Origin of the sequence: Nonomuraea sp. NPDC050786 (assembly GCF_040654115.1) — a bacterium.
Taxonomy (GTDB): Bacteria; Actinomycetota; Actinomycetes; order Streptosporangiales; family Streptosporangiaceae; genus Nonomuraea.
On sequence record NZ_JBFAHJ010000004.1, the window covers coordinates 278,079 to 301,015 of the forward strand.

Consider the following 22,937-nt stretch of genomic DNA (forward strand, 5'->3'; position numbering starts at 1 on the left):
CCGGCGGTTTAGCGGTGCAGGTCCCGAATCCCGGCGAGCAGCGATGTCGCCAGCTCAGGTAGGGAAACCAGGATATCCGGTAGTGAGGGGTCGGCTTGGTTGTAGGTCAGCTCTGAGCCGTCGATCCGGCTCGCGTGAGCCCCGGCGGCCTGGGCGACGGCGACGGGCGCGGCGGAATCCCACTCGTACTGACCCCCGGCGTGTACGTACGCCTCGACCTCGCCCGTGAGCACCGCCGAGATCTTCGCCCCGGCGGACCCGATGGGAACCAGGTCGGCCCCGGCGAGGTAGGCCAGCCGCTGCACGAACTCGGGCGGCCGCGTGCGGCTCACCGCGATGCGGAACCGCCCCCCGTCATAGGAGGGCGGTTTGGGCGGCTCGGCCGTGGTGAGCGTGCGGCCCTGCGCGGGCAGCGCCACGGCGCCCGCGGTCAGCCTGCCGCCCTCCCACAGCGCCACGTGGACGGCCCAGTCGGACCGGCCCTCCTCGGAGAACTCCCGGGTGCCGTCGAGGGGATCGACGATCCAGACCCGCGACGCGCTGAGCCTGCGCGGGTCGAGCCGCTCCTCGCGCGTGGCCTCCTCCGACAGCACGCTGTCGCTCGGCCGGAGCCGGGCCAGCGACTCCATGAGGAAGACGTGGGAGGAGCGGTCGCCCTCCGCCCGTAGCGCGGACGGGTCGGCGAAACCCGTGCGCTCGCGAACCCGCAGCAGCCGCTCACCCGCCTCGGCGGCCAGATCAGCGGCGAGTGCGTGGTCGTCGCGAATCGTCATCAATAAGCTCCTTGCCCGCGGGCGACGGCCGACCAGGTTTTCCACAGGATCTGGAGGTCGAGCGTGAGGGACCAGTTTTCAACGTAACGCAGGTCGAGACGTACGGATTCCTCCCAAGATAGGTCAGATCTACCACTCACCTGCCACAGCCCGGTCAGCCCGGGCCGCACCAGGAGGCGTCTGCGCACGTCGTCGCCGTAACGCACCACCTCGTCGGGCAGCGGAGGGCGGGGGCCGACGAGCGACATGTGACCGAGCACGACGTTGATGAGCTGAGGCAGCTCGTCGAGGGAGTGGCGGCGCATGCGCACGCCCAGCGGCGTGACCCGCGGATCGTTCCTGATCTTGAAGAGCACCCCCTCGCGGTCGCTGACCAGGGTGATCTTCTGCTTCTCCGAGCCGCGCCGCATGGTGCGGAACTTCAGGATCGTGAACAGCCGGCCGTCCCGGCCCACCCTGGTCTGCCTGAACAGCGCGGGCCCCGGGCTCGTCGTGCGTACGGCCACCGCCAGCCCCGCCAGCAGGGGCGTGAGCAGCACCAGGAGCGCGGCCGCGACCAGGCGGTCGAAGACGTTCTTGACCAGCTGCCGCGCCCCGGTCAGCTCGGGATGCTCCACATGGAGCAGCGGGAGCCCCGCGACCGGCCTGATCGTGGTGCGCGGCCCGGCCACGTCCATCAGCGCGGGCGCCACCACCAGCTCGGTGTGCGTGCGCTCCAGCCGCCAGGCCAGCCGCCGCAACGCCTGGCCGTCCATCTCGGGACAGGCCAGCACGGCCACGGTGTCGGCGGCGAGCTGCTCGACCACGATCGGCACGTCGCTGAGATCGCCCGCGACGGGCACCTCGCCCACGCGGTCGCCCGGCGTGCCGCCGGGCAGGCAGGCGGCGACGACGTCCATGCCGTGGTGGCGCTCCCTCCTGAAGAGGCGTACCAGCTCCTCGACGGAGGCGGCGTGGCCGACCGCGACGACCTTGCGCATGCACTCTCCCGCCGCCCTGCGGCGGTGCAGGGCACGGCGCAGGGCGTATCTGAGCATCAGCGTGAGCAGCGTGACCAGGGGCAGCGCGAGCACGACGTAGCCGCGGGCGACGTCGGTCTTGGTCACGTAGGAGCCGATGGCGGTGCCGGCCGTCAGCGCCACGCCCGCCTGCATGACCCTGCGGAACTCCTCGGAGCCGACGCCGAGCATGCGCGGCTCGTAGGCCCGGTTGAGCGCCACCGCGCACGCCCACACCACCGGCAGGGAGAGGCTGACCAGCAGGTACGGCAGCACGTACGGGGTGAGCCCGCCGAAGCGCCCGTAGAAGGCGATCCCGGCTCCGGCCGCCGCCCCGCAGAGGTCGGCCAGCACGGCACGCAACCGGTAGGAGCGGACCCAGGAGGGCGTGCGCGGGCCGACCCGCCAGGAGGCCAGGTGGCCAGGTCTGACGACGGTCATGAGTCCCTCATCACGCACACGTGCCTCCAGGTGACCATTCTGGAACAGACAGTCACTGATCGTAGCCGTACTGGAGCCCGGGAACGGGTGAACGGACCTATGCGGCGATCAGCGTGGAGGGCCCGAAATGTGGAGATCAGCCCGGTGGAAGTCGTTCTGGGTGACCTCCAGGCCGCGGGCCATCAGCGATTCCACGACGTCGGCCGCCCGGTCCACGAGGAAGGGCAGATCCTTGCGCTCCATGGTGGCGAAGTCCCTGAGCACGAAGGAGGCGGGGTCCATGCGCCCGGGGGGCCGCCCGATGCCGAAGCGGACGCGCAGGTAGTCGCGGGTGCCGAGGACCTTGGTGATCGACTTGAGGCCGTTGTGGCCGTTGTCGCCGCCGCCGAGCTTGGCCCGGAGGGCGCCGTACGGGACGTCGAGCTCGTCGTGGACGACGATCAGCCGGTCAGGGCCGATCTTGTAGAAGTCGGAGAGCGCCTTGACGGGCCCGCCGGAGAGGTTCATGTAGGTGAGGGGCTTGGCCAGGATGGCGGTGCTGGTCTCGCAGACCTCGGCCCTGCTCTTGTGCGCCTTGAACCGCCCACCGGCCCTGGCCGCGAGCTCGTCGAGCACCATGAAGCCCGCGTTGTGCCTGTTGCCCGCGTATTCGGGCCCGGGATTGCCCAGTCCGGCGATCAGCCAGCGATCCATTTGCACCCCTCACAGCGGAACGGGGCGGCTCGAGTCCGGCCACCCCGTTCACGAATCGGACCCGTTACTCGGCGGCGGGGGCCTCGGCGCTCTCGCCCTCGGCGGCGGCCTCGGCGGCCTCGCCCTCGGCAGCCTCCTCGCCCTCCTCCGGAGCCTCGACCGGCTTGGCGATGACCTGGAGGATGACGGTCTCGGGCTCGGCGGCCAGCGTGGCGCCCTGCGGGAGCTTGAGCTCGCCGGCGGTGATGGCGGTGCCGACCTCCAGGCCCTCGACGTCGACCTCGACGCCGGTCGGGATGTGGGTGGCCTCGGCCTCGACGGCCACGGCGACGAGCTGCTGGTCGAGCAGGCCGTCGGTGTGGACGTCGCCGACCGTGGTGACCGGGATCTCGACGGTGACCTTCTCGCCGCGCTTGACCAGGAGCAGGTCGACGTGCTCGACGAAGCCCTTGATCGGGTCGCGCTGCACGCCCTTGGGCAGGGCCAGCTCGTCGACGCCCTCACCCTTGAGGTGGATCAGCACGTTGGGCGTGCGGAGCGCGAGCAGCACCTCGTGGCCGGGCAGGGTCAGGTGCTTGGGGTCGATGCCGTGCCCGTAGAGAACGGCGGGCACCTTGTCGGCGCGGCGGATCTTGCGAGCGGCGCCCTTGCCGAACGTGGTGCGCGGCTCGGCGGCGATACGTACTTCAGACACGACATCTCCTAGGGATGCATGGGGATCGGTATGTGTCGGCGCTCTCCCTCACCCGCCCTAGCGGAAGGCGTTACGAGCGCAACCGTGCCAGTCTACTTGTTTACGTGTCCCCTTCGAACAGGCTCGTGACCGAGCCGTCCTGGAAGATCTCCGTGATCGCGCGGGCGATGAGGGGCGCGATCGACAGGACGGTCAGCTTGTCGAACCTGCTCGCCTCCGGCAGCGGCAGCGTGTTGGTGACGATGACCTCGGAGATCCGGGAGTTCTTCAGCCGGTCCACGGCGGGGTCGGAGAAGACCGCGTGGGTGGCGGCGGTGATCACGTTGGTGGCGCCCTGCTCGTAGAGGGCGTCGGCGGCCTTGCAGATGGTGCCCGCGGTGTCGATCATGTCGTCGATCAGCACGCAGGTGCGGCCGCGTACCTTTCCGACGACCTCGCTGACCTTCACCTGGTTGGCCACGTCGAGGTCGCGGCGCTTATGGATGAACGCCAGCGGCGTGCCGAGCGTGTCGGCCCAGCGCTCCGACAGGCGCACGCGCCCGGTGTCGGGCGAGACGACCGTGGTGTTCTCCAGGTCGAGCTTGTTCTTGAGGTAGCTCTCCAGCACCGGCATGGCGAACAGGTGGTCGACCGGACCGTCGAAGAAGCCCTGGATCTGCGAGGTGTGCAGGTCGATCGACATCAGCCGGTCGGCGCCCGCGGTCTTGAACAGGTCGGCCATCAGCCTGGCCGTGATCGGCTCGCGGCCGCGGCCCTTCTTGTCCTGACGGGCGTAGCCGAAGAACGGCATCACCACGGTGATGCGCTTGGCGGAGGCCCGCTTCAGCGCGTCGACCATGATGAGCTGTTCCATGATCCACTGGTTGATGGGGGCGGTGTGGCTCTGGATGACGAAGGCGTCGCAGCCTCGTACGGACTCCAGATAACGGGCGTAGATCTCGCCGTTGGCGAAGTCGATCAGCTTGGTGGGGGTCAGGGAGACGCCGACGTGCTGGGCGACCTCGTCGGCCAACTCAGGGTAGGCCCGGCCGGAGAAGAGCATGAGGTTCTTCTCTCCGGGTTGTTTGATGCTGCTCACGTCCCACTCTCCTGCTCTTGCTCGGCCAGCGCCCGCTCGGCGGCCGCGGCCGACTTCGTGCCCGCGCGCCTGCGCAAGACCCACTTCTCGATGTTGCGCTGCCTCGCTCGGGCGACGCCGATGGCGCCAGGGGGCACGTCGCTGTCGATGACGGAGCCGGCGGCCGTGTAGGCGCCGTCTCCGACGGTCACGGGAGCGACGAGCATCGAGTCGCACCCCACGAACGCGCCGTCGCGCACGGTGGAGCGATGCTTGTTGACCCCGTCGTAGTTGACGAACACCACGGCGGCGCCGATGTTGACGTCGTCACCGATCGTGGCGTCTCCCGCGTAGGACAGGTGCGGCACTTTGGAGCGCTCGCCGACCTTGGTGTTCTTCATCTCGACGAACGTGCCGGCCTTGGACTTTCGGCCGAGCACCGTGCCGGGGCGCAGGTACGCGTAGGGGCCGACGTTGGCCTCCGGGCCGATCTCGGCGCTGTCGCAGACGGCGTTGCGGACCGTCGCCCCCTCGCCGACGCGGGTGTCGGTCAGCGTGGTGGCGGGGCCGACCTCGGCACCGGTCTCGATGACGGTGTCGCCGTGGAGCTGGGTGCCAGGGTGGATGACCGTGTCCGGCGCGATCCGCACGCCGACGTCGATCCAGGTGCTGCCGGGGTCGATGATCGTCACCCCGGCGCGCATGTGCCCTTCGAGCAGGCGCTCGTTGAGCACCCTGCGGGCGGCGGCGAGCTGCACGCGGTCGTTGACGCCCTCGACCTCGACGCGGTCGCCCGCCACGCAGGCGCCGACCCGGTGGCCGTCGCCGCGCAGGATGGCCAGGACGTCGGTGAGGTACTCCTCGCCCTGGGCGTTGTCGGTGGACACGCGCTTGACGGCGTCGGCGAGGAGGGTGCCGTCGAAGGCGTAGATGCCGGAGTTCATCTCCTTGATGGCGCGCTGCTCCGGGGTGGCGTCCTTCTCCTCGACGATCTCCAGCACGGCGCCGCTCTCGTCGCGGATGATCCGCCCGTAGCCGGTCGGATCGGGCACGTGGGCGGTCAGCACGGTGACCGCGTTGCCCTCGGTCTCGTGCCGTTCGAGCAGCTCGGCGAGGGTCTGGGTGCGCAGGAGCGGCACGTCCCCGTACGTGACCAGCACCGTGCCGGAGATCTCGCCGACCTCCTCGATCACGGTGCGGACCGCGTGGCCGGTGCCGCGCTGCTCACGCTGGACGACGGCGCGCGCGTCGGGGCTGGTGGCGGCCAGGTGACCGCCGACCCGCTCCAAGGCGTGGCCGATGACGACGATCAGCTGCTCGGGACCGAGGTCGCGGGCGGCTGCGAGCATGTGGTCCACCAACGCGCGGCCACATAGCTCGTGCAGGACCTTCGGGGTCTGGCTCTTCATCCGGGTGCCCTCGCCGGCGGCGAGGACGATGACGGCTGCCGGGCGCGGCACACTCACGGACTGAGGCTCCCTGTGACTGGACGGATCAGGGCATTCGGTACGTCTACCGCACCGCTACCCTCCCGACACCGTGAGGATACCTGGCCGCGCCCCGAACATTCGCGGCGGGGAGCAGGTCACAGCTCCCGGAAGAGGACTCGAACCCCTACAAAGTGGACCAAAACCACTTGTCCTGCCGATTAGACGATCCGGGATAGATCGGACGCCTGGCGTCCGACACTCCCCTACGATACCGAGCCCGCGCCCCGGCGCGCGCCCGTAATCAGCTCCCGTACCGGAGCGAGGCGGAACTCTCCTGGTAGTAACGGCGCTCGGCGCGTCATCTGCATAACAGACCGCCCTAAAGGGCACAAGACACGAACCCCACCCACCTTGCCGCGCACAGAGTCAGCTTCCCCACATTCACGGCTTAGGACTTCCTTACTTACGCTGGCGTAGGTTACGGTGGCGTAGCCAGGACATTCATCCTCATACATGCCGATGGAGGTCGTCCATGACCGTTCTCGCCGAGCGCCCAGCGCCAGCCCCGAAGCCCGAATTCGAGCCCGAGCCGAAATCCAAGGCAGAACTGTTCATCTTCGGACTGGTCGTCGGACTGCCGCTGATCGCGGTCGCGGGCGCGGTGCCGTTCGCGTGGGGATGGGGACTCGGCTGGACGGACATCGCCATCTCCTTCGTCTTCTACGTGATCTCCGGGCTCGGCGTGACCGTCGGGCTGCACCGCTACTTCACCCACGGCTCGTTCAAGGCCAAGCGCCCGCTGAAGATCGCGTTGGGCATCGCCGGCAGCCTGTCGCTGGAGATGTCCGTGCTCGACTGGGTGGCCACGCACCGCAAGCACCACAAGTTCTCCGACAAGGAGGGCGACCCGCACTCGCCGTGGCGCTTCGGGCCCGGCTTCAAGTCCATGGCCAAGGGCCTGCTCTACGCCCACATGGGCTGGCTGTTCGAGAGCGAGCGCACCAACAGGGAGAAGTACGCTCCGGACCTGTGCAAGGACCAGGACGTGCTCAAGCTGCACAAGTGGTTCGGCGCGCTGGCCGTCTCCTCGATCGTGCTCCCCGGCGTGATCGGCGGGCTCGTCACCTGGTCCTGGCAGGGCGCGGTGACCGCGCTGTTCTGGGGCTCCATCGTCCGCATCGGGCTGCTGCACCACGTGACCTGGTCGATCAACTCGATCTGCCATGTCTTCGGCGAGGAGGACTTCCAGGTCCGCGACAAGTCGCGCAACGTCTGGTGGCTGGCCATCCCGTCCTTCGGCGAGTCGTGGCACAACCTGCACCACTCCGACCCGACCTGCGCCCGGCACGGCGTGCTCAAGGGGCAGATCGACCTCAGCGCCGGCCTCATCCGGATCTTCGAGCGGCTCGGCTGGGTGTACGACGTCCGCTGGCCGACGCCTGAGCGTCTGGCGGCGAAGCGCATTGCCTGACGCCGATCAGCCGACGAACGGCCACGTATCGGTGGCCGTCATTATGGAGACCGTGACCGAACCCCGATCTCGCAGGCGTATGTCCGGTAGCGAGCGCAGAGAGCAACTGATCCAGATCAGCCGCACTCTCTTCGCGGAGAAGGGGTTCGACGGGACCTCTATCGAGGAAATCGCAGCTACCGCACAGGTGTCGAAACCCGTGGTATACGAGCATTTCGGCGGCAAGGAAGGCGTCTACGCGGTCGTGGTGGACCGCGAGATGCAGAAGTTGCTCGGCATGATCACCGAGGGTCTGGCCGCGGCCCATTCACTGGTCAAGCTGGAGCGGGCCGCACTGGCGCTGCTCCAGTACATCGAGGAGAGCAGCGAGGGCTTCCGCATCCTCGTACGCGACTCCCACGCCGCCTCCGGCACAGGCACGTTCGCGAGCCTGATCAACGAGATCGCCAGCCAGGTCGAGGACGTCCTGGCCGACGAGTTCGCGGCGCGCGGCTACGACCCCAAGCTCGCGCCGATGTACGCCCAGATGCTGGTCGGCATGGTGGCGCTGACCGGGCAGTGGTGGCTCGACGTACGCAAGCCGGGACGCGAGGAGGTCGCCGCCCACCTGGTCAACCTGGCATGGAACGGCCTGACCGGGCTCAACCCCAGCCCGTCGATCACCGCCATGACCCGCGCGCAGTCCGCCGCCCCCGTCAGGCCGCGCACCACCAGCGAGAAGGAGCTGCGCGAGCTGGAGAAGGCTCGCGAGAAGGAGCTCAAGGAGGCCGAGAAGGCACGGCAGAAGGAGCTCAAGGAGGCGGAGAAGGCACGGGTGCGCGAGCTCAAGGAGCGGGAGCGGCTGCTGAAGGAGGCGGAGAAGGCGCGCGAGCGCGAGGAGAAGATCCGCCAGCGCGAGGCCCGCCTGGCCGAACGCGCCGCCCGCCTCGGACAGGCCGACCACCCCGAGTGACGGCCCAGAATGAGCCGTTGCGGTTGCGTTAACGTTCTGTTCAATCAAACGGGGCAATATAGGCCATATGTCCGCGGAACCGTTCCACGCCCCCAACGACCTGCCCCTGCCTCAGGAGCGGTTTCTCAATCGCGAGGAGAGCTGGCTCCAGTTCAATGAGCGCGTCCTCGAGCTCGCCGAGGATCCGTCGGTCCCGCTTCTGGAGCGGGTGCGCTTTCTGGCGATCTTCGCGAGCAATCTCGACGAGTTCTTCCGTGTACGGGTCGCGGGCCTGAAACGGCGCATGGCCACCGGCCTGCTGCTGCGCACCAAGAGCGGGTTGAAGCCGCGCGAGGAGCTGGCCAGGATCGGCACGATCGCCGACGAGCTGGCCAGACGGCACGCGGCCGTCTTCCACCAGCAGATCTGCCCGCAACTGGCGACCGAGGGCATCGAGATCGTCAGGTGGGAGAACCTGGGCCGCGAGGAGCGTACGGAGCTGCGCAAGCTGTTCAGGGAGCGGATCAGGCCGGTGCTGACGCCGCTGGCCGTGGACCCCGCGCACCCTTTTCCCTATATTTCGGGGCTAAGCCTTAATCTCGCGGTTCTGGTGCGTAATCCGGCGACCGATCATACGGTTTTCGCGCGGGTCAAGGTTCCGTCGCAGCTGCCCCGGTTCGTACCTGCCTCAAAAGACAGGTTCGTCCCGCTCGAAGACGTCATCGCGGCGCATCTGGGACAGCTCTTCAAGGGCATGGAGATCCTCCAGCACCACGTTTTCCGCGTCACCAGGAACGAGGATCTCGACGTGGACGAGGACGTCACCGAGAACCTCATGCAGGCCCTGGAGAAGGAGCTGCTCAAGCGGCGTTTCGGCCCGCCCGTGCGGCTGGAGGTCGAGGACACGATCACCCCGGAGGTGCTGGCGCCCCTGGTGGAGGAGCTGGAGCTGGCGCCGCACGAGATCTACCGCCTGCAGGGCCCGCTCGACCTGTCCGGCCTGCACGCGATCGCCGATCTCGAGCGGGGCGAGCTGAGCTACCGGCCGTTCGTGCCCGCCGAGGTGATCACCGCCGAGGACGACATCTTCTCGATCCTGCGCGAGCGCGACGTGCTGCTGCACCACCCGTACGACTCGTTCGCCACCAGCGTGCAGCGCTTCATCGAGGTGGCCGCGGCCGACCCCAGGGTGCTGGCGATCAAGCAGACCCTCTACCGCACCAGCGGCGAGTCCCCCATCGTGGACGCGCTGATCGACGCGGCCGAGGCGGGCAAGCAGGTCGTGGTCGTCGTGGAGATCAAGGCCCGCTTCGACGAGCACGCGAACATCTCCTGGGCCCGCAAGCTGGAGCGGGCCGGCTGCCACGTCGTCTACGGCGTGGTCGGGCTGAAGACCCACTGCAAGCTCGCGCTCGTGGTCCGCCAGGAGCCGTCGGGCGAACTGCGCCGCTACTGCCACATCGGCACCGGCAACTACAACCCCAAGACCGCCAGGCAGTACGAGGACTTCGGCCTGCTCACGGCGGACCCGCTGGTCGGGGAGGATGTGACGGACCTGTTCATCCACCTGACCGGCTACTCCCACCACTCCGCCTACCGCCGGCTGCTGGTCGCGCCCCACTCCATGCGCACCGGGCTGCTGGCCAGGATCGACCGGGAGATCGCCCACGCGCAGGCGGGGCGGCCCGCGAGGATCAGGATCAAGACGAACTCCCTGGTGGACGAGCCGATCATCGACGCGCTCTACCGGGCGTCCAGGGCCGGCGTGCCGGTGGACGTGTGGGTGCGGGGCATCTGCAGCCTCCGCCCAGGGATCCCCGATCTGTCCGAGAACATCCGCGTGAGGTCGGTCCTGGGGCGCTTCCTTGAGCACTCCCGGGTGTACGAGTTCGGCCTGGGCCGCCGGCCCGAGGTGTGGATCGGCAGCGCCGACCTCATGCGCAGGAACCTCGATCGCCGTGTCGAAGCACTGGTCAAGGTGACGTCGCCGCAGCACAAGGCCTACCTCATCGAGCTGATGGACCTGGCCATGGCCGACACCACGAACGCCTGGTGGCTGAACTCCGATGGCACGTGGGCCCGCCATCCGGGCGAGGACCCCCAGAGCCATCTCATCGGTACGCGCCGCTGGAGGACCGTTGATGACTGACCTGCTCCGCGCCGCCGGAGCCGTGGTCTGGAGGGGCGAGGAGAGCCGCCCCGAGGTCGCCGTCATCCACCGCCCGAACTACCACGACTGGACCTTCCCCAAGGGCAAGCTGAAGTCCGGTGAGCACGAGATCGCCGCCGCCCTGCGCGAGGTGCGCGAGGAGACCGGCCTGACCGTGCTGCTCGGCCGCGCGCTGCCGCCCGTCCACTACCTCAGCACCGGCCGGCTCAAGCGGGTGGACTACTGGGTGGCGCGGGTGGCCGGCGACGACGGGTTCTCCCCCGGCGACGAGGTGGACGAGCTGCGCTGGCTGCCGGTGGAGGAGGCCAGGCGGCTGCTCACGTACGAATGGGACGTGGGGCTGCTGCGCGCGCTGCGGGCCGCACCGCTCGAGACGGTGCCCCTCGTGCTCGTACGGCACGGCTCGGCCGGCTCCAGGAACGAGTGGCAGGACGACGACGCGCTGCGGCCGCTCGACGCCGACGGCCGGTCCCAGGCGGCGAAGCTGGTCACCGCGCTGCCCGCCTACCGGCCCGAGCTGCTGATCAGCTCCCCCACCGCCCGGTGCGTCCAGACCCTGGAGCCGTACGCGGCCGGGATCGAGGCGGAGATCAAAGCCGAGCCGCTGCTCGGCGAGGAGTGCTACGACCCGGACAAGACGACCGACCTGGTCGGCCGGATCTCGGTGCCCGCGGCCGTGTGCAGCCACCGCAAGGTGCTGCCCGAGCTGGTCAAGACGCTGAGCGGCCAGGGGGTGCATCTGCGCAAGGGCGCGTTCGCCGTGCTGCACAGGACGGGCGGGCGCGTCGTCAGCGTCGAGCGCTACACGACCTGATCGTTCACCAGGTCACCGGAAACTTGGCGAAGCCGTCCGCGATCCTCCCCTCGTTGCGGGGCAGCTCCTCCATGGGGACGGCCAGCCGCAGGCCGGGCAGGCGCTGGAACAGCCTGGCGAACACGACCTCCAGCTCGACCCTGGCCAGGCTCGCGCCGATGCAGAAGCGCGGCCCGTACCCGAAACTCAGATGCGGGTACGTCTGCGGACGGCGGATGTCGAACACATCCGGATCCGGATAGATCCGCTCGTCCCGGTTGGCCACCCCCGGAAGGATCACGACGGCCTCGCCCTTGCGGATCGTACGGCCGCCGATCTCGATGTCCTCGCGGGCGTACCTGGGCAGGCCGTGCAGGCTCGTCACCACCATGCGCAAGATCTCCTCGACCGCGCCGGGGGCCAGGCTCGGGTCGGCCATGAGCAGGTCGCGCTGGTCGGGGTGGGCCAGCAGGAGCAGCACGCCGTGGTCGATGCGGTTGACCGTGGTCTCGTGCCCGGCGAACAGCAGCCCGCCGGCCAGCTCGGCGATCGACCCGTCGTCGTCCAGCTCCTTCGCCAGATCCGACAGCACGTCCTCGGCCGGCTCGCGCCGCTTGCGCTCGATCAGCCCGGCCATGTACGCGCCCAGTTCGGCGCGAGCCACCGCGCTCCGCTCCATGTCCAGCATGTCCCCCATGCGGGACGACACTTCGCCGAAGTACTCCCTGTCCTCGTAGGGCACGCCGAGCAGCTGACAGATGACCAGCACGGGCAGCGGGAAGGAGAACTCGGCGTGCAGGTCCACGGCCGGCGTCAGCTTGGCCAGGTGGTCGAGCCGCTCATCGACGAGTGAGCCGACGTGCTCGCTGAGCGCCTTCATCCTGCGGGCCGAGAAGGACGGCATGAAGAGCCTGCGCATGCGGTCGTGGTCGGCCTTCTCCGTGGCCGCCTCGCCCTGCGGACCGCCGAGCAGGGCCGAGCCCGACAGCCGCGCGGCCTTGTCCGGCTCCGGATGCGAGCGGCCGACCCTGGGGTCGTTGAACAGGCTGCGAGCGTCCTCGTAGCCGGTGACCAGCCAGGCCTCGTCGCCCATCCGGGTGCGTACCCTCGCGATGCCCTCTTCGGCGCGCAGCTCCCGATACTCCTCGGGAACGTCGAGCAGGCTGCGGCGCTCGAAGGGGATGGTGGGAAGGTTCCTCATAGAACCTTCTTAACCGCCTTGAGGGTCTCTGCCCAGACTCTGGGGAACTCGGCGTGGGCCTGATCGGCGGTGTTCCGTTCGATCCCGATGAGCAGTCCGTACGTGAACGTGTCCTCGCCTGCCTTGCGGGCGATCTCGGCCTCCTTGGCCAGGGTCTCCTGGGCGACGACGCCGTCCTGGTGCGCACCCAGGATCTCCTGGACGTCCTCGGCCAGCTTGGCCAGTTTGGCCATGCTCTTGCCAAGCGTGGGTTGGAGCGCTTCGGCGGTGTAACGGGCGCGTTTGGCGGCCTTCCGCACGTCGTGCATGGCTGTTTCACGACGTTCCGGGTCGTCGATGGCCTGAGCGGTGTCGTACGCCTTCGTCACCCTGGCCCAGTTCGCCGCGGCGATGGCGGAGAGCTTGTCCTGGGCCGGTCTGGCCGCCGCCTTGCCCAGGTTCGGGGCGGACACGAGCTGGTCGAGCGCGTCGAGCAGGGCGTAGTAGCGGTCGCTGTTGAGCGTGTCGTCGATGCGGGCGTACGCCTCGTGCTCGCGTTCGCGCAGGTCGTCGCCGAGCCGGGTCTGGATGGGGCCGGTGACCAGCTCCGGCCGGAGGCCGGCCAGTTCCCTGGCGAACCTGGCCCTGATCACCTCGAGGTCCCGGGCCTCCCCGAGCACCGCGCCGAGCCGGCGCAGCTCGTCCTGGACCTGGCCGGTGTCGGTCACGATGCTCTTGAACGCCTTGAGCGCGCTGCGCAGCCTGCGGGCGGCCACGCGCATCTGGTGGACGGCGTCCTCCTCGGCCCTGCGCACCCGCGGATCCTGCGCGAGCAGGGCGGCCACCTGGCCGGCCAGGTAGGCGACGACGGTCTCGCCCGCCGTGCCCGGCTCGGTGGGGGCCTTGGGGAGCGGGGCGGGTTCGAGCAGTTTGGCGAGCTTGCTGCCGGCCGCCGACGGCGTCGCGCCCGCCTTCCTGAGGCGCTTGCCGACCTTGGCGAGGAACGCCCGGCGGTCCTCGGCGAGCAGCTCCGCCTCGACCTCGCGCCACCGTACGATCCTGGGCTCGTCCTGGAACACCGTGCCCTTGACGCGGTCGTCGGCGATCTCGACCAGCTCGGTGTCGCCGTCGACCAGGACGGTGACGCTCCTGCGGGTGTCCAGCTCGGCGACCGGCTGGAGCTCTGCGCCGCGGGTGTAGGCGCGGACGAGCTCGGCCAGCTCAGGCGGGACGATCTTCGTGCTGCGGGTGAGCGGGTGCGTGATCTCCTGGCGGGCCCCCTTCGCCTTGGGCAGCTTCAGGTGCCAGCCGGGATCGGAGCCGCCTCGTCGCCTCCTGAGCGTGATGCCCCGGGTGGCCAGCCGAAGGTCGGGGGTGTCGTAGTAGAGGGCCACCAGCTGGTAGCTCTTCGGGCCCACGACGTCGGCCAGACCGCTCAGGTCCGGGATCGCGTAGTCGGGAGTAACGTCGAACTTGTCCTCGATCTCGATGCCCATTACACCTCACAAGGGTCCGATTTCGGGACATCATGCCACTCCAAGGTGAACATCACACGGCTTGCAGCAGCTCGATCCTGTTGCCCACGGGGTCTGCGAGATAGATCCGCCGATAGCCGGGGAACAGCTCGTCGATCTCCGCGCCAGTGGCATACGCGTCGAGGTCGTCCACCAGGAACGCCGGATGGGCCTTGCGCGCGGGCCTGAAGTCGTCCTCGATGCCGAGGTGGACCTCTACCCCCTCGCCCCTGAACCACACGCCCCCGCGCTTGGCCAGCTCCGGCGGCTTGGGCACCTCTCTCAAGCCCAGCACGCCCTCGTAGAAGCGCCTCAGCTCGGGCTCGCTGCCCCTGGGCGCGGCGAGCTGCACATGATGAATCTGCTTGATCACTTCTGCACCACCACGAAGATCCGCCGGAACGGGAAGGGCGTGCCGTAACTCCTGGCCGGATAGACCTCGGCGAGCACCTTGGCCAGGTCGTTCTTGAACCGGAGCTGCTCGTCCGGGTCGAGCCGGTCGAGCATGGGGCGCAGGGCGGTGCCGGAGACCCAGTCGAGCACCGGGTTCTCACCCTGCAGGACGTGCAGGTAGGTCGTCTCCCACGCGTCCACCTGGGTGCCGCCGTGGTTGAGCAGGTCCAGGTAGTCGAGGGGGTCGTCGACCGGCTGCGCCCTGACGACGTCGCTGAGCCTGTCGGACCAGGTGCGCGAGGCGCAGAGCTCGCGGATGGCGACGTGGCTCGGCGCGTCGAAGTTGCCGGGCACCTGGAACGCCAGCCACCCGCCCGAGGCCAGCGCCTCGATCCAGTGCTCCAGCACGTCACGGTGCTCCGGCACCCACTGCAGGACGGCGTTCGACACGATCACGTCCACCGGACGGTCGGGGCGCCACGTGGCCACGTCCGCCACCGCGAACCTGACGTCCGACTGCAACTGGCGGGCCTTGGTGATCATCGCGGGCGAGGAGTCGAAGCCTTCGACAGTCGCGCGGGGCCAGCGTCGGGCCAGCTCAACGGTGAGTTCGCCGCTGCCGCAGCCGGCGTCCACGACATAATCGGGATCGACCGCACCGACCCTGGAGACCAGTTCGACGAACGGCCGCGACCGCTCGTCCGCGTAGACGGAGTAGGTTACCGGGTCCCAAATATCTCTCGACATGAAGATAATTGATATCGAGAGAGATATCTCGATGTCAAGACAGTACACTCTTGTGTCATGACGGAGGATGCTAGGGACGAGGTGGACCGGCTCGTCGCGGCTTGGCGCGCGGAGCGTCCCGACCTCGACGTCGAGCCGCTCCAGGTGCTCTCCAGGGTGTCACGACTGGCCAAGCATCTCGACCGGGCCAGGCGGGCGGCGTTCGCCGAGCACGATCTGGAGCCGTGGGAGTTCGACGTGCTGACGGCCCTGCGGCGGGCCGGCAAGCCGTACGAGCTCAGCCCCGGCGCACTGCTGCGGGCCACGCTCGTCACGTCCGGGACCATGACCAACCGCATCGACCGGCTCGCGCAGGCGGGCCTGGTGCGCCGCCGCCCGGACCCGGAGGACCGGCGCGGCGTGCTGGTGTCCCTCACGGACACCGGCCTGGCACGGGTCGACGCCGCCTTCGCGGACCTGCTGCGGCGCGAGCACGACCTGCTGTCCGGCCTGGGGGCCGACGATCAGCGCCTCCTCGCCTCTCTCCTCCGCACGCTCCTCGCCCCCTTCGACGCCTCCTGACGCCGCGACCCGGGCGGTACGGGTATCAAGGCCCGCCCGGTCCGCCTCGTGCGTGACAGGGTCGCGGATGAGGCGGTCAGTCGCCCAGGCGGTCGGCGAGCTCAAGCCACTCGGCCTCGATCGTCTCCTTCTGCGCGGTGATCTCGCGCAGCTGGGCGTCGAGGGAGCCGAGCCGGGCGTAGTCGCTGGCCGCGTCCGCCATGGCCGCGTGGAGGCGGGACTCCTGGTCGCTCAGCTTGTCGAGCTGGCGTTCCAGGCGGTTGAGCTCCTTGCGCAGCTCGCGTTCCTCCTTGGCCGACAGCCCGGCACCCGACTGGCCCGGCGCGGACGTGGCCCCGGAGTGGTCCGCACCACCGGAGGGCGCGCCGGCGGGATCCGGTGCGGTGGCCGCCCCGGCGGGGGTGCCCAGGCGGGCGGTCACGGCGGTGCCGGCGGCGCGGCGTTCGAGGTATTCGTCCACCCCGCCCGGCAGCAGCGAGAGCTTGCCGTCACCCAGCAGCGCCACGCACCGGTCGGTCACCCGCTCCAGGAAGTAGCGGTCGTGGCTCACCAGGACGAGCGTGCCGGGCCAGCCGTCCAGCAGGTCCTCGAGCTCGTTGAGCGTCTCGATGTCGAGGTCGTTGGTGGGCTCGTCGAGCAGCAGGACGTTGGGGTCGTCCATGAGCAGCCTGAGCAGCTGCAGCCGCCGCCTCTCGCCACCCGACAGGTCGCCGACGACCTTCCACTGCGCCTCGCCCTTGAACCCGAGGCGTTCGAGCAGCTGGGAGGCCGTCCACTCCCTCTTGCCGAGCTGGAGGTACTTGCGTACTTCCTCGACCGACTCCAGCACCCGCCGCGTCGGGTCGAGCTCGGTGAGCTCCTGGGACAGGTGCGCCAGGCGTACCGTCTTGCCCCTGATCACGCGCCCGGAGTCGGGTGACACCGTGCCGGCGAGCAGGCGCAGCACGGACGACTTGCCGGAGCCGTTCACCCCGATCAGCCCGACCCGCTCTCCCGGGCCGAACTGCCACGTGAGGTCCCCGAGCACCAGCGGCCCGTTGCCCGGCCCGCCCGCGTGCAGGGTGACGTCCTCGAGGTCGTAAACGGTCTTGCCGAGGCGTGCCGCGGCGAACCGCATCAGCTCGACGGTCTCACGCGGCGGGGGCTCGTTAGCGATCAGGGCCTGGGCAGCCTCGATGCGGAACTTCGGCTTGGACGTACGGGCGGGCGGGCCGCGCCGCAGCCAGGCGATCTCCTTGCGCATGAGGTTCTGGCGGCGCTCTTCGGCGGCCTGCGCGATCCGCGCCCGCTCGGCCTTGGCGAGCACGTAAGCGGCATATCCGCCTTCGTACCGCTCGACCCGCCCGTCCACGACCTCCCACGTACGGGTGGACACGGCGTCGAGGAACCACCGGTCGTGCGTCACGACCACCAGCGCGCTCTTCGCGCCCGCCAGATGGCCGGCGAGCCAGGCGATGGCCTCGATGTCGAGGTGGTTCGTGGGCTCGTCCAGCATGATCAGGTCGTGGTCGTCGATGAGCAGCTGCGCCAGCGCCGTACGCCTGCGCTCCCCACCGGACAGGTCGCCGGCCTTGGCGTCGAGGTCGAGGTCGCCGACGAGGTTGGCGAGGATCTCGCGTACCCGCTGGTCCCCCGCCCACTCGTGCTCGGCCAGCGAGCCGAGGACGATCTCGCGCACGGTGGCGCTCGGGTCGAGCGCGTCGTGCTGCGACAGGAAGCCGACCCGCAGACCCCGGTTGTGCGTGACCCGTCCCTTGTCCGGGCGCACCGCTCCCGCGATCACGGACAGCAGGGTGGTCTTCCCGCCTCCGTTACGCCCGACGACGCCGATGCGCTCGCCCGCTTCGACGCCGAGGGACACGTCGTTGAGGAGTGGCTTGGGCCCATAGGCATGGGAGACCGACTCAAGATTGACCAGATTCATGGCCTACCCAGGGTATCGGCTCTCCGTCCGTCCGCCGCCCGCCCAGCTCGCCTCACTGCCCGGGACCCGGGCGGCGCTCGAACGCGGCGATCGGAGTGCTGCCCCGACGTCAGGCCAGGGTGGCGCCCTGGACCGGGCCGTGCGCGGCGACGGCGGTGTGGGCGGCTCCCGTGCTGGTCAGGCTGAGGGCCAGGTCGCGAGCGTGGAGCGCGTCGATGGCCAGGAAGGCGCACGTCGGGCCCGACCCGGAGACGATCGCGCCCAGGGCCCCGTGCTGGCGGCCGGCCTCCAGGGTGGGGCCGAGCTCCGGTCGGAGGCTGAGGGCGGCGGGCTGGAGGTCGTTGCTCAGGTGGGCGCCGAGAGAGTACGCGTCACCCGTGCCCAGCGCCTCCATCAGGGAGTCGTCCAGCTGCGGCCAGGCGACTTCGGCGCCCGAGGCCGCTCTGAGGCGGTCGCACTCGGCGTACACGCTGGCCGTGGAGAGGCCGCCGTCCGCCAGCGCGAACACCCAGTGGAAGGTGCCCCCGGTGGGCAGCTCGCTCAGCCGCTCGCCCCGGCCGGTGCCGACCGCCGTGCCGCCGAGCAGCGAGAACGGCACGTCGCTGCCGAGATCGCCCGCGATCTCCATGAGGTCCTCGAACGGCAGCCCCAGCCCCCACAGCTCGTTGCAGGCCACCAGCGCCCCGGCCGCGTCCGCACTGCCGCCCGCCATGCCGCCCGCCACGGGAATGTCCTTCTGGATGATCAGATCGGCCCCGTAGGTGCGGCCCGCGTGCTTGGCGAGCGCCCGGGCGGCCCGGATCGCCAGGTTGCCGTCGTCGGTCGGGACCTGGTCGGACCACTTCCCCTTCACCACCACGGTGATCGACTCGGACTCCTTGGCCACCACTTCGTCGAAGATCGACACCGCGTGGAAGACGTTCACCAGGTCGTGGTAGCCGTCATCCCTGAGCGGGCCGACAGAGAGCTGTACGTTGACCTTCGCAGGCACGCGTACGGTCACCGAGCTCATCGGGCCCTCTCCGTCGGTGCTCCGGCGTCCAGTCTGGAGAGGCAACGGACTCCTGCGTGGCGGGGCGGGGAAAGACGGTTCGCCGCCAGGCGAACCGTCGTCGGGATGCGCACCGGTGTTCTTCCTTCTTGGTGGTATAGGCGTGGCCGACTGCTCGTCGGAGCAGGCGGAGATGCTTGTGCGGGGTCTTGATGGGGCCGCTGGCGGTCTGCAGGCGCGGACTCCAGGGTCCGCCGCTGAGGAGGCAGAGCGGAGTGGCTCTGCTGACGCGTGTCCAACGTAGCCACCAAGGTCACCTCCTTGTGCGCGGTGGCTGGGTCTGGTCACTCGGGCCCACCCCGGTCCAGTGGGACAGGCCCCCGGCCTGCAGTCCGGGGAGCGAGTGACTCGATGTTACCGGGGCAGGCGGCTCCGGCCCGATGTTATCGGCGCACGCGGCTCTGACATGCTGTTCTCAACAGATGACGCCGGAAACGATCAATTCCTCAACACGAAGCGTTAAGTAGGTGGCCATTTGTCCGAGGTGACGGTTGTGGAGGTCCCGCAGTGGCGAGGGTCGGGGGCGCGTACGGCGGAGCGGTTGCGCGAAGGGGCGCGGTTGCTGGCCGACATGGTGCACGCCGACCATCGCGTGCGGGTGGAGGTCGATGACGATCTGGTCCTCACCGCCTCCAGGGTGCGTGCGGCCGTCGCGCAGGCCGCCGACGGGCTCATGGTGACCGCCGGCGGGGATTGCGGGGTCGAGCTGGAGCCGGTGGCGGCGGCCAGGAAGAGGCACGGGGATCGGCTGGTCGTCGTGTGGTTCGATGCGCATGGGGACTTGAACACGCCGGACTCCTCGCCTTCCGGGGCCTTTCACGGGATGGTGCTGCGGGCGCTCACCGGAGAGGGGCCCGCGGGGCTGGTGCCGGGGGAACGGTTGGATCCGGGACGGATCGTGCTGGTGGGGGTGCGCGATCTTGATCCTGCCGAGCTGGCGTTCGTCGAGGACCGTGGGATCCGCCGGCTGACCGCGGCGGATTCCGGTGCGGCTCTTGCCGAGGCGATCGCGGAGATCCATGACGAGGCCGCCGTCTACGTGCACATCGACTTCGACGTGCTCGATCCGGAGATCTTCGCGAGTGTGGGGAGCCCCGCCCCCGGCGGGCTGCGTCCCGATGGGCTGCTCTCCCTGGTCTCCGCCGTGGCTGAGCGGTTCGAGGTCGCGGGGCTCGGGCTCATGGAGTACGAGCCCTCCAGGGAGCAGGACCAGGTGACGCTTTCCGGGCTGGTCAAGGGGCTGGTGGAGGTCTGCGCCCCGCGGTGAGCGGCTCAGCCGGGGCGTGTCGCGCCGCGGAAGACGGCACGGTAGTAGGGGGAGCCGAGGAAGTCCGTCGTCTTCACCACGTCACCTGTCTTGGGGGCGTGGATCATCAGCCCGCCCCCTAGATACAGGGCCACGTGGGTCGGGTCGCCTGTGCCGCCGCCGAAGAAGAGCAGGTCGCCCGTGCGACGCGCGCTGAGCGGGACGCGGCGGCCCTGGCGGAACTGCGTGCCCGTGTAGTGGCCGAGGGCCACGCCCGCCCGGGCCCAGGCGTAGAGGGTCAGGCCGCTGCAGTCGAAGCCTCGCGTTCCGGCTCCCCTGCCTATGCCGATGGTGGGGCCGCTCGCCGAGCCTCCGCCCCAGGAGAAGGGCACGCCCCGCTGAGCCAGAGCCGCGGCGGCGGCGATCTCGCCGCGGGTGCGGCTGCCTGCGGGGCTCGGGTGGGGGCGCCGATCGCAGCAGCGCCCCACCTGCTCCGGAGGCACCGGAGGCGCCGGCGGCCTCCAGGGTTGTCGGGTGCAGAGATCCACTCGTGAGCATGGAAGCGAGGGGAGGGAGGCTGCTCGAGCAGGGTCCGTGGAGAGCGAGGCTGCTCGAGCCGAGGCCGTGGAGGGGGAGCCTGCTCCAGCCGTGTCCGCGGAGAGGGAGCCTGCTCGTGCCGGGTCGGCGGAGAGGGCGAGGGCTGCGAAGAGCGCGCCGGCGATGGCCAGCCGTAGCCTGATCATGTTGGCCTCCTGTTGGGGACGGGAGGCCAGGATCACGCGGCAAGGTGGGGCGGTTTGAGGCCGAACGCGGTTCTGTGGAGGAGGCTGGGTTTTCCACAATCAGCGGGTTGACCTCGTGGGTTCTCTCCCCGCTCCTCTCGTCCGCTCGGTAGCCGCCATCATTTCCGCGTAGCGATGATCAAGTGCTGCGCTCCCTGATGCAGCAGGTCGGATGCGACGCGAGAGCCTAGAGTCGCTGGGTCGGACGCGTCGCCCCACAGCTGCGAGCGGACGAACTTGGAGCCGTCCCCGTTGAACACCATCCCGTGCAGCGACATCTGCCCGTCCGCCGTCGTGCACGCGTATCCGGCGATCGGACTGTTGCAGTGCCCGCCCAGCATGTTCAGCATCGTCCGCTCCGCCAAGATGTGGCCGGCCGTCGCCAAGTCGGTCAACTCATCCAGCAGCCGCGTGATCAGGCTGTCGGCGATGCGCGCTTGGATGCCGATCACACCTGCGCCCACAGCCGGCACCATGCTCACGACCCCGCTGTCTGCCGGATGGAACTCCACCGACAAGACCTCGTAAGGGCGATCCAGAGCATCGATGCGGCCGAGGCCGGCCCGCGCGACGATCAGGGCCGCGTATGTGGCATCTTGGTCCAGCTTGGCCAGGCGGCTGTTGACGTTGCCTCGGATGCGTTCGGTGCGCAGGTCGGGCCGGTACATGTGCAGCAGGGCCTGCCGCCGCACGCTACTCGTGCCGATCACTGACCCGGGAGCGATGTCCGCCAGGGGTGTGCCGTCCCGCGTGACCACGACATCATGCACGTCATCGCGTTCCAGGTAGGCGCCGAACGCGGTCCCTTCCGGCAGTGGCACGTCGCCGGGTACGTCCTTCATGCAGTGCACCGCGATGTCCACCTGCCCCGACATCAGGGCGCGGTCGATCTCCTTGGTGAAGAGCCCCTTGCCGCCCAGTTCGGCCAGCTCGCCGGGCCATAGATCCGCCTTCGTCGTCATCGGCACCAACTCGACGTCCAGATCCGGCACGCGCTTGCGGATCCGGTCACGTACGTCGTTGGCCTGATACAGGGCCATCGGCGAACTCCGCGTGCCGATCCGCAAGGGGCGGTCGGCGAAGGCTTCGTTCAGCAGATCTGGCAAGGCATCGCTCATGCTGCTCTCCCGGTATCGGTTGCCGGCGAGCATACGGTCATGTCGCGCCGGGCTCCCGACCGGACTGTGCCGGCCGGGGTGAGCGCCAGGCCGACGCCCCCAGCCTCGGTGGTTACGGCCTGGACTCGGCGATGCGGGCGAAGGCGTGGACGTCCAGTTGCTCGCCCCGGGCGGACGGGTCCACCCCGGCCGCGCGGAGCGCCTCCTCCGCCTGGGCCGCGCTGCCCGCCCACGAGGAAAGGGCCGCGCGCAGGGTCTTCCTTCGCTGTGCGAAGGCGGCGTCCACCACCGCGAACACCTCCTCGCGCGACGCCTTCGTGGCCGGCGGTTCCCGCCGTACCAATGAGACGAGGCCGGAATCGACGTTGGGGACGGGCCAGAAGACGGTACGGCCAACCGGACCCGCGCGGCGGACGTCCGCATACCAGGCGGCCTTGACCGACGGCACCCCGTACACCTTGGAACCGGGGCCGGCGGCGAGGCGGTCGGCCACCTCCGACTGGACCATGACCAGGCCCTTGCGCAGGGACGGCAGGGTCTGCAGGAGGTGGAGCACCACCGGGACGGCCACGTTGTAGGGGAGGTTGGCGACCAGGGCCGTGGGGGTGAGGCCGGACAGGTCGTCGGGGGTGATCCTCATGGCGTCCGCGTTCACGACCGTGAGCTTTTCGGACCCCCCGCGCTCGGCGACGGTGATGGGGAGCTGGCGGGCGAGCACCGGGTCGATCTCGACGGCCACCACGTGCGCGGCCGACGGCAGGAGCGCGAGCGTGAGCGAGCCGAGACCCGGCCCGACCTCGATGACCACGTCGTTCTCCGACAGATCGGCGACGCGGACGATGCGCCGGACGGTCCCTGCGTCGATCACGAAGTTCTGGCCTAGCTTCTTTGTCGGACGAAGATCTAGCTTGTCCGCCAAAATACGTATTTCCGCTGGGCCCAACAGCCTCATCATCCAATCAGTCTCTCG

At 69.6% G+C, this 22,937-nt stretch carries 21 protein-coding genes and 1 tRNA gene; 6 read left to right on the top strand and 16 right to left on the bottom strand.

Features of this window, described 5'->3' with window-relative positions; genetic code table 11:
• Nucleotides 1-8: 8 nt before the first annotated feature.
• From AB0H84_RS11305 to AB0H84_RS11335, 7 genes are all read right to left on the bottom strand, one after another.
• Nucleotides 9-773, bottom strand: coding sequence for a 3'(2'),5'-bisphosphate nucleotidase CysQ (locus tag AB0H84_RS11305; protein WP_357601696.1), 765 nt, complete (start codon nt 771-773; stop codon nt 9-11).
• Nucleotides 773-2,212: a sugar transferase gene (locus tag AB0H84_RS11310; RefSeq protein WP_357601699.1), complete on the bottom strand. Its 1,440-nt coding sequence runs from the start codon at nt 2,210-2,212 to the stop codon at nt 773-775. The genes AB0H84_RS11305 and AB0H84_RS11310 overlap by 1 nt, the downstream gene beginning before the upstream one ends.
• Nucleotides 2,213-2,320: 108 nt before the next feature.
• A complete protein-coding gene (pth, locus tag AB0H84_RS11315) occupies nt 2,321-2,905 on the bottom strand; it encodes an aminoacyl-tRNA hydrolase (RefSeq protein ID WP_357601702.1) in 585 nt (194 codons plus the stop codon).
• 64 nt (nt 2,906-2,969) lie between these two features.
• Complete coding sequence (locus AB0H84_RS11320) at nt 2,970-3,599, bottom strand: 50S ribosomal protein L25/general stress protein Ctc (RefSeq protein ID WP_357601704.1); 630 nt, start codon at nt 3,597-3,599, stop codon at nt 2,970-2,972.
• Between the two features lie 100 nt (nt 3,600-3,699).
• A complete protein-coding gene (locus AB0H84_RS11325; RefSeq protein WP_357601707.1) occupies nt 3,700-4,677 on the bottom strand; it encodes a ribose-phosphate diphosphokinase in 978 nt (325 codons plus the stop codon).
• Nucleotides 4,674-6,122 (bottom strand): bifunctional UDP-N-acetylglucosamine diphosphorylase/glucosamine-1-phosphate N-acetyltransferase GlmU, encoded by a 1,449-nt coding sequence (glmU, locus tag AB0H84_RS11330; RefSeq protein WP_357601710.1) that lies wholly within the window; start codon nt 6,120-6,122, stop codon nt 4,674-4,676. Before glmU ends, AB0H84_RS11325 begins: the two co-directional genes overlap by 4 nt.
• 125 nt (nt 6,123-6,247) lie before the next feature.
• Nucleotides 6,248-6,319: transfer RNA gene (locus AB0H84_RS11335), tRNA-Gln, on the bottom strand.
• Nucleotides 6,320-6,618: 299 nt separating this feature from the next.
• Here AB0H84_RS11335 and AB0H84_RS11340 point away from each other — a divergent pair.
• From AB0H84_RS11340 to AB0H84_RS11355, 4 genes are all read left to right on the top strand, one after another.
• Nucleotides 6,619-7,557 carry an acyl-CoA desaturase gene (locus AB0H84_RS11340; RefSeq protein WP_357601713.1) on the top strand — a complete coding sequence of 313 codons (939 nt, stop codon included), beginning with the start codon at nt 6,619-6,621 and terminating at the stop codon, nt 7,555-7,557.
• 79 nt (nt 7,558-7,636) lie between these two features.
• Nucleotides 7,637-8,509 carry a TetR/AcrR family transcriptional regulator gene (locus AB0H84_RS11345; protein ID WP_357602034.1) on the top strand — a complete coding sequence of 291 codons (873 nt, stop codon included), beginning with the start codon at nt 7,637-7,639 and terminating at the stop codon, nt 8,507-8,509.
• A 67-nt stretch (nt 8,510-8,576) separates the two neighbouring features.
• Nucleotides 8,577-10,637, top strand: coding sequence for an RNA degradosome polyphosphate kinase (locus tag AB0H84_RS11350; RefSeq protein ID WP_357601717.1), 2,061 nt, complete (start codon nt 8,577-8,579; stop codon nt 10,635-10,637).
• On the top strand, nt 10,630-11,472 hold the full coding sequence (locus tag AB0H84_RS11355) for an NUDIX hydrolase (protein ID WP_357601720.1): 843 nt from the start codon (nt 10,630-10,632) through the stop codon (nt 11,470-11,472). Before AB0H84_RS11350 ends, AB0H84_RS11355 begins: the two co-directional genes overlap by 8 nt.
• Nucleotides 11,473-11,476: 4 nt before the next feature.
• Here the strand turns inward: AB0H84_RS11355 and AB0H84_RS11360 are convergent, their stop codons facing one another.
• From AB0H84_RS11360 to AB0H84_RS11375, 4 genes are read right to left on the bottom strand one after another with little or no spacing between them, the layout of a single operon-like run.
• The gene (locus AB0H84_RS11360; protein WP_357601723.1) at nt 11,477-12,652 is read right to left on the bottom strand and encodes a cytochrome P450; all 1,176 of its coding nucleotides are present in this window, start codon (nt 12,650-12,652) and stop codon (nt 11,477-11,479) included.
• Entirely contained in the window at nt 12,649-14,127 is a 1,479-nt protein-coding gene (locus AB0H84_RS11365) for a CYTH and CHAD domain-containing protein (protein WP_357601725.1), read from the bottom strand. The genes AB0H84_RS11360 and AB0H84_RS11365 overlap by 4 nt, the downstream gene beginning before the upstream one ends.
• A 52-nt stretch (nt 14,128-14,179) precedes the next feature.
• Nucleotides 14,180-14,518 carry a glyoxalase gene (locus AB0H84_RS11370; protein WP_357601727.1) on the bottom strand — a complete coding sequence of 113 codons (339 nt, stop codon included), beginning with the start codon at nt 14,516-14,518 and terminating at the stop codon, nt 14,180-14,182.
• Entirely contained in the window at nt 14,515-15,285 is a 771-nt protein-coding gene (locus AB0H84_RS11375) for a trans-aconitate 2-methyltransferase (protein WP_357601730.1), read from the bottom strand. The genes AB0H84_RS11370 and AB0H84_RS11375 overlap by 4 nt, the downstream gene beginning before the upstream one ends.
• Before the next feature lie 57 nt (nt 15,286-15,342).
• On the opposite strand from AB0H84_RS11375, the gene AB0H84_RS11380 reads away from it, so the two are divergent.
• Entirely contained in the window at nt 15,343-15,846 is a 504-nt protein-coding gene (locus AB0H84_RS11380; protein WP_357601733.1) for a MarR family transcriptional regulator, read from the top strand.
• Nucleotides 15,847-15,922: 76 nt separating this feature from the next.
• On the opposite strand, the gene AB0H84_RS11385 is transcribed toward AB0H84_RS11380, so the two are convergent.
• Together AB0H84_RS11385 and AB0H84_RS11390 are read right to left on the bottom strand one after the other, a co-directional pair.
• Complete coding sequence (locus tag AB0H84_RS11385; protein WP_357601737.1) at nt 15,923-17,770, bottom strand: ABC-F family ATP-binding cassette domain-containing protein; 1,848 nt, start codon at nt 17,768-17,770, stop codon at nt 15,923-15,925.
• Between the two features lie 109 nt (nt 17,771-17,879).
• Nucleotides 17,880-18,782, bottom strand: a complete 903-nt coding sequence (locus AB0H84_RS11390; RefSeq protein ID WP_357601739.1) for a 4-(cytidine 5'-diphospho)-2-C-methyl-D-erythritol kinase — start codon at nt 18,780-18,782, stop codon at nt 17,880-17,882.
• Between the two features lie 523 nt (nt 18,783-19,305).
• Here AB0H84_RS11390 and AB0H84_RS11395 point away from each other — a divergent pair.
• Entirely contained in the window at nt 19,306-20,088 is a 783-nt protein-coding gene (locus AB0H84_RS11395; RefSeq protein ID WP_357601742.1) for an arginase family protein, read from the top strand.
• A 5-nt stretch (nt 20,089-20,093) separates the two neighbouring features.
• Here AB0H84_RS11395 and AB0H84_RS11400 read toward each other — a convergent pair whose 3' ends face one another.
• The 3 genes from AB0H84_RS11400 to rsmA all read right to left on the bottom strand — a co-directional run bounded on the left by AB0H84_RS11400 (nt 20,094) and on the right by rsmA (nt 22,919).
• On the bottom strand, nt 20,094-20,570 hold the full coding sequence (locus AB0H84_RS11400; protein WP_357601745.1) for an NlpC/P60 family protein: 477 nt from the start codon (nt 20,568-20,570) through the stop codon (nt 20,094-20,096).
• Between the two features lie 398 nt (nt 20,571-20,968).
• The gene (gene hemC / locus AB0H84_RS11405; RefSeq protein ID WP_357601747.1) at nt 20,969-21,967 is read right to left on the bottom strand and encodes a hydroxymethylbilane synthase; all 999 of its coding nucleotides are present in this window, start codon (nt 21,965-21,967) and stop codon (nt 20,969-20,971) included.
• Between the two features lie 112 nt (nt 21,968-22,079).
• A complete protein-coding gene (gene rsmA / locus AB0H84_RS11410) occupies nt 22,080-22,919 on the bottom strand; it encodes a 16S rRNA (adenine(1518)-N(6)/adenine(1519)-N(6))-dimethyltransferase RsmA (RefSeq protein WP_357602036.1) in 840 nt (279 codons plus the stop codon).
• Nucleotides 22,920-22,937 lie beyond the last annotated feature (18 nt).